This window comes from Flavobacterium sp. (assembly GCF_021151785.1).
GTDB lineage: Bacteria > Bacteroidota > Bacteroidia > Flavobacteriales > Flavobacteriaceae > Flavobacterium.
On record NZ_JAGKWP010000091.1, the window covers coordinates 1 to 9,466 of the forward strand.

At 30.6% G+C, this 9,466-nt stretch carries 6 protein-coding genes; 4 read left to right on the forward strand and 2 right to left on the reverse strand.

The window, feature by feature from the left end; translation table 11 throughout:
- The first annotated feature begins 61 nt into the window (after positions 1 to 61).
- Positions 62 to 1,273 carry a hypothetical protein gene (locus tag QZ824_RS09260; RefSeq protein WP_291275737.1) on the forward strand — a complete coding sequence of 404 codons (1,212 nt, stop codon included), beginning with the start codon at positions 62 to 64 and terminating at the stop codon, positions 1,271 to 1,273.
- Between the two features lie 101 nt (positions 1,274 to 1,374).
- Here the strand turns inward: QZ824_RS09260 and QZ824_RS09265 are convergent, their stop codons facing one another.
- Positions 1,375 to 1,803, reverse strand: a complete 429-nt coding sequence (locus QZ824_RS09265) for a DUF1573 domain-containing protein (protein WP_291275738.1) — start codon at positions 1,801 to 1,803, stop codon at positions 1,375 to 1,377.
- A 312-nt stretch (positions 1,804 to 2,115) separates the two neighbouring features.
- Here QZ824_RS09265 and QZ824_RS09270 point away from each other — a divergent pair, with 312 nt between their 5' ends.
- Both QZ824_RS09270 and pafA read left to right on the forward strand, forming a co-directional pair.
- A complete protein-coding gene (locus QZ824_RS09270) occupies positions 2,116 to 4,743 on the forward strand; it encodes a valine--tRNA ligase (protein WP_291275739.1) in 2,628 nt (875 codons plus the stop codon).
- A 441-nt stretch (positions 4,744 to 5,184) separates the two neighbouring features.
- The gene (pafA, locus tag QZ824_RS09275) at positions 5,185 to 6,786 is read left to right on the forward strand and encodes an alkaline phosphatase PafA (protein WP_291275740.1); all 1,602 of its coding nucleotides are present in this window, start codon (positions 5,185 to 5,187) and stop codon (positions 6,784 to 6,786) included.
- 50 nt (positions 6,787 to 6,836) lie between these two features.
- On the opposite strand, the gene lysA is transcribed toward pafA, so the two are convergent.
- Positions 6,837 to 8,042 carry a diaminopimelate decarboxylase gene (lysA, locus tag QZ824_RS09280; protein ID WP_291275741.1) on the reverse strand — a complete coding sequence of 402 codons (1,206 nt, stop codon included), beginning with the start codon at positions 8,040 to 8,042 and terminating at the stop codon, positions 6,837 to 6,839.
- A 209-nt stretch (positions 8,043 to 8,251) separates the two neighbouring features.
- Between lysA and sucC the strand changes: the two genes are divergently transcribed.
- Positions 8,252 to 9,445 (forward strand): ADP-forming succinate--CoA ligase subunit beta, encoded by a 1,194-nt coding sequence (sucC, locus tag QZ824_RS09285; RefSeq protein WP_291275742.1) that lies wholly within the window; start codon positions 8,252 to 8,254, stop codon positions 9,443 to 9,445.
- Positions 9,446 to 9,466: the final 21 nt, after the last annotated feature.

Here is a 9,466-nt window from a genome sequence, read left to right on the forward strand (position 1 = left end):
ATAAAAAAAGTACTTAATGCATTTTTTATTTAAGTTTTTGATTACATTTGTCAAAAAAAACATGAAAAAAATAATTATTTATCTATTCCTATTGAGTACTAGTTTACATTTTGCTCAAAGTAAATTTGAACCTGGTTACTACATTGACAACAAAGGTAATCAAGTTCAATGTTTAATTAAAAATGTTGATTGGAGACTTAATCCGTCCTCTATCGACTTTAAGTTAAACGAAGACACAGCTATTCAAACAATAAGTACCAACGAAATAACATCCTTTTCAATTAACAATAAGGCGAAATTTGTCAACAAAACAGTTCTTATTGATGAAACGATGTCTAATTTTCAAAATATTTCTAAAGACCCTAACCTTAAGTTTGTAGAAAAAAAAGTTCTATTAAAAGTTTTGGTAGAAGGAAAAATTAATTTGTATTATTATGAAAATAATTTTTATGAACGCTTTTTTTTCGATCCTGAAGGTAAGATAGAACAATTAGTTTTTAAAGAATACTATAATGAAGATGGTAATATTGAACTAGATGAAACATTCAAACAACAATTAAATAATAAATTTAAATGTGAAACTACCGAAATTTCTATTCCTAATTTAAAATATAAAACAACAAGTTTAATTAAATATTTTATTGAAACAAATAATTGTTTAGGAGGAAGCGAAGGAAAAGCCAAGCTAATTTCTCAAAATAAGAAAATGAAATATAATTTTGGAATATTTATTCAAAGTAATTTTATTCATACATCTTATGATATTTATATTGGTAACATTAGAGGAAATTACGCTACACCAAACAAAACCATTTTCAATGGTGGAATAGAATTAGAATTTTTAATCCCAATTAATAACTACAGTTGGTCTATTATTTTTAATCCCAATTATACAAGTTATAAAGATAATATAAGTGTACGCAAGCCCGAATTTATTAATCCAGATTATGAAATTAACACCAAAGCTAGTGTAATTAGACTACCATTAGGGGTTAGAAAATATTTTGAATTAAAAAAAGATAATAAAATTTTTGTGAACCTTTCAGCTAATTATAATTTAGTTAAAACTAGTATTGATATTAGTCGAGAATTTACCTATGAAAATATTAAATCACAGAGTTTAACTATAGATTTTGGAATTGGGTATAAATACAAAAAAATGTTTGCAGAATTTAAATTATATAATGGACATAGACTAAGCAGTGTAGGTGAAGATAAGTATAATTTTATTTTCAACCAAAGTGCAATAAGATTAGGGTATCAATTCTTTTAGAATTACTTAAAATAAAAAATGGGGTTTTATCACCCCATTTTTTATTTACTTACACAGTTGATGTATAGTATATTTTTTTTTAATAAATTATAGTTTTATAATTACAACCTAGGACCCTCTTTCTTCTTTTCCATTATACTAGGTTCTTCTTTAACAATAACCATCCCCTTAATTCTCAAAGCTATCATTCCATTTTCTTTATTAATTGCATTAGTAGTGACAGTAATAGTCTTACTAATTGGTCCAGGATTCATATTGTATTGGACTTCAATTTTATCAGACCCTCCAGGAGGAATTGGATTTTTAGGAAAGCTTGGAATTGTACAACCGCAACTACTTTTCGCATCTTTAATTATAAGAGGTTCGTTTCCTGTATTTTTAAATTCAAATATACGTTTTCCATTATCTTCGCCTTTAGTTACAGTTCCATAATTAATTGTCTCTTCTTTAAATTCAATTTTAGCACCATTTTGAGCAAAAGAGGTTAATCCAGTTAGAAATAAAACCAATAGAAATATATTTTTTTTCATTGTAATTAATTTTTGAACTTTTGTAAAAATAAATGTTTTCATTGAGTCAACAAAACCTAATTTCATTTTTTTTATTCTGTTGATATAACTACTTTTGCATAAATAATTACAAAAAGTGTACCAAATTAATAGATATCATTGCAATTTCTTTACTCCTATTTTTAAGGAGCGAGTCAATAATGTCTGTTTACATTCAAAATCTTAATTTTGATTCGGAAAACTTTTTATTTTCCTAATTAACTTTTGTAATAACTAAAAAAAGTAATCTGTTTAGATTACCTTTTTAATATCAAACTTTTAAACTTATAAAAAATGATACCTGCACAATTCGAAGCCAAACAAGCAGAAAAAAAATGGTATGACTATTGGATGGAACACAAATATTTCCATTCTACCCCAGACCACAGAACTCCTTACACCATTGTTATACCACCGCCTAATGTAACTGGTGTATTGCATATGGGACACATGCTAAATAATACCATACAAGATGTTCTAATTCGTCGCGCCCGACTAAAAGGTTTTAATGCTTGTTGGGTTCCAGGTACCGATCATGCTTCTATTGCTACTGAAGCTAAGGTGGTAGCTAAATTAAAATCTGAAGGAATTAATAAATCAGACCTTACACGTGAAGAGTTTTTAAAACATGCTTTCGATTGGACTGAAAAATATGGTGGAACTATTTTAGAACAATTAAAACAATTAGGCTGCTCATGTGATTGGGATAGAACGAAGTTTACTATGGATGATGATATGTCAGCTTCAGTTATCAAATCTTTTGTTGATTTATACAATAAAGGATTGATTTATCGTGGTTACCGCATGGTTAATTGGGACCCTGAAGCCAAGACTACTTTATCTGATGAAGAAGTAATCTATGAAGAAAGACAAGGAAAATTATACCATTTGAAATACCAAATTGAAGGAAGTGAGGAATTTGTAACGATTGCAACCACTCGTCCTGAAACCATTTTAGGTGATACAGCTATTTGTATTCATCCTGAAGATGAGCGTTACTTTCATTTAAAAGGGAAAAAAGCTATTGTTCCAATTTGTAATCGTGTAATTCCTATTATTTTTGATGAATATGTTGATATGGAATTTGGTACAGGTTGTCTGAAAGTAACCCCAGCTCATGATGTTAACGACAAAACATTAGGAGATAAACATGGTTTAGAAATAATAGATATTTTCAATGAAGATGCAACTTTAAATTCATTTGGTTTACATTATGAAGGTCAAGACCGCTTTGAAGTTCGTAATGCCATTGAAAAAGAATTAGAATCTATTGGAGCTTTGTCTAAAGTAGAAAACCATGTAAATAATGTTGGAACTTCAGAACGAACAAAAGCTGTAATCGAACCTAGATTATCAGATCAATGGTTTTTGAAAATGGACGAATTGGTAAAACCAGCCATTAAAGCCGTTTTAGAATCAGATGAAATTAAATTACATCCTTCTCGATTTAATAATACCTATGCGCATTGGTTAAACAATATCCGTGATTGGAATATTTCACGACAATTGTGGTGGGGACAACAAATCCCAGCTTATTATTATGGTGATGGAAAAGAAGATTTTGTTGTTGCTGAGAATATTGAAGACGCTTTGGTTTTAGCTAAAGAGAAAACTTCAAATGCAAATTTAAAAGCTGTTGATTTACGTCAAGATCCCGATGCATTAGATACTTGGTTTTCCTCATGGTTGTGGCCAATTTCTGTTTTTGGCGGAATGATGGATCCTGATAATAAAGAATTTAAGTATTATTACCCAACTAATGATTTAGTAACGGGCCCAGATATTTTGTTTTTCTGGGTGGCTCGTATGATTATTGCTGGCTATGAATATACAGGAGAAAAACCATTTTCAAATGTATATTTAACTGGCTTAGTTCGTGATAAGCAAGGACGAAAAATGTCAAAATCATTAGGAAATTCTCCTGAACCTCTAGGTTTAATTGAAAAATTTGGTGCCGATGGAGTGCGTGTTGGATTATTATTGAGTTCATCAGCTGGAAATGATATTCTATTTGATGAAGAATTATGCAACCAAGGTAAAGGCTTTGCAAATAAAATTTGGAATGCTTTTAGATTAATCAAAGGTTGGGAAGTAGCTGACATCACTCAACCAACATCATCAAAAGCAGCTATTGAGTGGTATGAAGCAAAATTACAAAAGGTCTTAGTTGAAATTGAAGATAACTTTGAAAAATACCGTATTTCAGATGCTTTGATGGCAATCTATAAATTGGTATGGGATGATTTCTGTTCTTGGTTCTTAGAAATCATAAAACCTGGATACCAACAACCAATAGATAGAACTACGTTCAACAAAGCAATTGAAATGTTAGAGGCAAATTTGAAATTATTACATCCATTCATGCCGTTTTTAACAGAAGAAATTTGGCAATATATTGCTAAAAGAACACCTGAAGAAGCTTTGATTATTGCATCTTGGCCAGAAATAAAGCCTTTTGATGAAAAAATTATTGCTGATTTTGATTTTGCAACTGAAGTAATTTCAGGAATTAGAACTATCAGAAAAGATAAAAATATTGCCTTCAAAGAAGCTATTGAATTAAAAGTGATGAATAATGAAAAAGCATCTACTCACTTTGATTCAATTATTATGAAATTAGGAAATATTGTTGATTTAACCTATGTAATTGAAAAAGTGAATGGTGCTTTATCTTACCGCGTTAAATCAAATGAATATTTTATACCTGTTGGTGGCAACGTTGATTTAGATGCTGAAATTGCTAAATTAAACGAAGAATTAAATTATATCAAAGGATTCTTGCGTTCTGTGCAAGGAAAATTAGCGAATGAAAAATTTGTCAATGGTGCTCCAGAACAAGTTATTGCTAATGAACGTAAAAAAGAAGCAGATGCTCTTGCTAAAATTGCAACGTTAGAACAAAGTTTAGCGAGCTTACAATAATTTAATTAATAAAGAAATAAATTACAATTGGGTTTGGCTTTTATAGTTAAACCCAATTTTTATTTGCTATTGCTTAATGATTGAAAGACATCTTTCCAAACCATGTTTTTCTGTTTGAGCAATGAAAACCAAAAAATCTTCCTTGTCATTGTTAACTTGACAAGCTTCTAAGGCATTATAATATTGTATTCTACTTTCTAAGAACATTTAATATTCGCAATTACATAATCTTGTTATAATTCATCAACAATCTTGAAGTTCGTCTATCACCATCAAAAGAGATCAATAGTAGGCTGTCATTTACTCTGTAACTTAATTGATTGCCTTAAAAATTAATTCGATTGTTCCAATTTCTGTATAAATTTTCTCTTTAATCCAAGCAATGACAAGTTTAGTCACTTAAATATTAAGTAAATTATTTTTACTTTTACAAAAAAAATCATGAAAAATTTAGCAGTTGCCTCATTACTCACTGTCCTTGGATGGGCACAAGAAAAACCCAAATTAGTCATAGGAATTGTAGTTGATCAAATGAAAATGGAATATTTATATAGGTTTTCAAATGACTTTTCAGATAATGGTTTTAAACGCTTAATGAATCAAGGTTACACTTACCATAATGCCCATTATAATTACATGCCCACTTACACTGCTCCTGGTCATGCCTCTGTTTTTACAGGAACAACTCCAGCAGTACATGGAATTGTTGGAAATGAATGGTTCAATAAAGAAATAGGTAAAGAGTTATATTGTACAGAAGATGAGACTGCAAAATTACTAGGTAATGGCACAGAAAGTGAGGGAAGAATGTCACCAAAAAATTTGCAAGCTACTACTATAACAGACGAGTTAAAATTAGCCACCAACTTCAAAGGAAAAGTTATTGGAATGAGCATTAAAGACCGTGGTGCCATTTTACCAGCTGGACATTTTGCAAATTGGGCATTTTGGTATAGTAAAACAGGTGAATTTGTTTCAAGCACATTTTATGGAAAAGAATTACCTAACTGGGTGAATCAGTTCAATGCTGAGAAAAATTATATGACTTACATTGAAAAAGGATGGGATCTATTTAAACCTAAAGAAACATACAACGAAAGTCTAACCGATAATAATCCTTACGAGGGAAAATTGTTTAAAAAAACACCTTTTTTCCCTTATAACATGAAAGAAATGTTCGAGGCTAATGATGCAGGTATATTGCGAACAAGTCCATATGGAAATAATTTATTGGCGGATTTTGCAAAAAGAGCAATTCTTGCTGAAGAACTAGGCAAAGATGATATTACTGATTTTTTAACCATTAGTTTTTCGTCAACAGATTATATTGGACACGTTTTAGGACCGCGATCTATAGAATTACAAGACACCTATCTAAGATTAGATGCCACATTAGCAGATTTATTAAATTATTTAGATACAACTGTTGGAAAAGGAAAATATTTAGTTTTTTTAACTGCCGATCATGCCGGTGCAGAGAATGTAACTTATCTTAAAGACAATAAATATAATGTAAATAATCTTAACTCGAAAAATATTCAACAATCAATAAAAGAACACCTAGAAAAAGAGTTTGGAGACAACTATTTATTAGATTATTCTAATTACAATATTTTTTTGGATAAAGCCAAATTAAAAAATAAAGGTGTAGACATTGAAAAAGTAAAAACATCTGTGAAAAACTTTTTGTTAGCTCAGGATTACATAAAAAATGTTTACACTGAAGAACAAATTCAAATAGCATCTGTTTCTGATAGTTATCTTCAAGCCATTCAACGCGGTTATGACCCAAAACAAAATGGAGAACTAATTATTTTACTTAAACCTGCATTTGTAGAATATTCAACGACAGGTACCACTCATGGATCACCTTATTCTTATGATACTCATGTACCAGTACTATTTTTTGGTTGGGGCATTTCAAAAGGAGAAAGCCATGCTAAAAAATATATAACTCAAATAGCACCGACATTAGCTCAAAAATTAAAAATAACAATGCCTAATGGAACGCAATCAGAAGTTTTAGAAGAAATATTAAATTAAAAATAAAGCTCATCGTTTGATGAGCTTTTTAGTTTATAAATCATAATACGTTATATTTCAATTTCTACTTGATTGCGTAAAATATCTTCAAATGTTTCTCTTTCCCGAATTAAATGCCCTTTTCCATTGAGCCACAAAACTTCTGCAGGTTTTATTCTTGAATTGTAATTAGATGACATCGAAAAACAATAGGCCCCCGCATTTCTAAAACACAAAACATCTCCTTCATGGATTTCTTGAATTCTTCTATTATTGGCAAATGTATCCGTTTCACAAATATATCCCACAATAGAATAATATCGTTCTTTTCCTTTAGGATTAGAAATATTTTCGATGAAGTGTTCTGAACCATAAAACATTGGTCGAATTAAATGATTGAATCCTGAGTCTATACCAGCAAAAACTGTTGAAGTCGTCTGTTTAACTACATTAACTTTTGCAAGGAAAACACCAGCTTCACTAACTAAAAATTTTCCTGGTTCAAAAACTAATGTTAAAGTACGACCATACTCCTTTTCAAAGGCTAAAAAACGTTTTGTTAACTTTCGCCCAAATTCTTCCACATTGGTTTCAACATCTCCCTTTTTATACGACACTTTAAACCCACTCCCAAAATCAATAAAATCTAAAGATGTAAAATGTTTCGCCGTTTCAAATAATATTTCTGCTGCATATAAAAACACATCTACATCTAAAATATCCGAACCTGTATGCATATGAATCCCGTTTATGTGCATATTTGTATTTTCAATAATTCTTAAAATGTGAGGCAATTGATGAATAGAAATTCCAAATTTACTATCAATATGTCCAACAGAAATATTGGCATTTCCACCTGCCATCACATGTGGATTTATTCGGATACAAACTGGAACTTGTGAATGTTTTGTTCCAAATTGTTCTAATATTGATAAATTATCAATGTTAATTTGAACACCCATTGCTGCTACAGCTTCTAATTCTTGAATAGAAACGCCATTAGGAGTATAAATAATATCTTTTGGAGAAAATCCAGCATACAATCCTAATCGCACCTCTTCAATCGAAACTGTATCAAGACCGATACCTTGATTTTTAATTAATTTCAATATTGAAATGTTTGATAACGCTTTTACCGCATAGTGAATCTTAAAGCGTTCTATTTTATAAAATGCTTTGGTTAAACGGTGGTATTGACTAATAATTTTCTCAGCATCATAAACATATAATGGAGTACCAAACTCATTGCCTAACTGAATTAAATCTTGATATTGCATGACTTATTTTTTTTCAAAAATAATCCTATTTTTTGCCTATCGAAATAATTTAACAAATTATAACAAAAAATAACAAAATGTTACAAAAAATAATATTTGGTTTTTTTAGCTATACCAATTTACCTAAATTTATCATTAAATATTAGTCCATTATAAATTAGTTTCCTATTTTTGTACCACTTTATAAACAAGATTAACTCATACATATTATGAACTTACACGAATATCAAGGTAAAAGTATATTAGCTAGCTACGGAGTGCGTGTGCAACGTGGTCATGTGGCAAACAATGCTGAAGAAGCAGTTGAAAAAGCTAAACAATTAACTGCAGAAACTGGTACAGGTTGGCATGTAATTAAAGCTCAAATTCACGCAGGTGGAAGAGGAAAAGGTGGTGGAGTGAAGTTAGCCAAAAACTTAGATCAAGTAAGAGAAATTGCTGGACAAATCATCGGAATGGATTTGATTACACCTCAAACTCCTCCTACTGGTAAAAGAGTACACAAAGTGTTAGTTGCAGAAGACGTATACTATCCTGGAGAATCTGAAACAAAAGAGTTCTACATGTCTGTTTTATTAAACAGAAGTACAGGTCGTAATATGATTATGTATTCTACTGAAGGTGGAATGGATATTGAAGAAGTAGCAGAACATACTCCTGATAAAATTTTTACTGAAGAAATTGATCCAGCTTATGGATTACAAGGTTTCCAAGCTAGAAGAATTGCTTTCAACTTAGGTTTATCTGGAGAGGCTTTTAAAGAAATGACAAAATTTGTTGATGCTTTATACAAAGCTTATATTGGTTCTGATTCATCTATGTTTGAAATAAACCCGGTATTAAAAACTTCGGACAATAAAATCATGGCTATTGATGCTAAAGTTACTTTAGATGACAACGCATTATACCGTCATGCTGATTTAGCTGAAATGCGTGATATTACGGAAGAAAGACCAATCGAAGTTGAAGCTAAAGAAGCTGGATTAAACTATGTAGATTTAGATGGAACGGTAGGTTGTATGGTTAATGGTGCTGGATTAGCAATGGCTACTATGGATTTAATTAAGTATGCTGGTTTTGAACCAGCTAACTTCTTAGACGTAGGAGGAACTGCTGATGCAAAACGTGTTGAAACAGCTTTCCGTATTATCCTAAAAGATCCAAACGTTAAAGCTATTTTAATTAACATTTTTGGAGGTATCGTTCGTTGTGACCGTGTTGCTCAAGGGGTAGTTGACGCTTACAAAAACATGGGGGACGCTATCCAAGTACCAATCATTGTTCGTTTACAAGGTACCAATGCTGAAGTTGCAAAAGAATTAATTGACAATTCAGGAATGCCTATTTTATCTGCAGTTCAATTCCAAGAAGCAGCGGATCAAGTAAAAGCAGCTTTATCTTAATTAATAATTTTACATTATAAC

What these genes read in the sequence shown, in the direction of transcription:
- QZ824_RS09260 (WP_291275737.1), top strand. Translation starts at nt 62, where the DNA reads ATGAAAAAAATAATTATTTATCTATTCCTATTGAGTACTAGTTTACAT.
- QZ824_RS09265 (WP_291275738.1), bottom strand. Translation starts at nt 1,803, where the DNA reads ATGAAAAAAAATATATTTCTATTGGTTTTATTTCTAACTGGATTAACC.
- QZ824_RS09270 (WP_291275739.1), top strand. Translation starts at nt 2,116, where the DNA reads ATGATACCTGCACAATTCGAAGCCAAACAAGCAGAAAAAAAATGGTAT.
- pafA (WP_291275740.1), top strand. Translation starts at nt 5,185, where the DNA reads ATGAAAAATTTAGCAGTTGCCTCATTACTCACTGTCCTTGGATGGGCA.
- lysA (WP_291275741.1), bottom strand. Translation starts at nt 8,042, where the DNA reads ATGCAATATCAAGATTTAATTCAGTTAGGCAATGAGTTTGGTACTCCA.
- sucC (WP_291275742.1), top strand. Translation starts at nt 8,252, where the DNA reads ATGAACTTACACGAATATCAAGGTAAAAGTATATTAGCTAGCTACGGA.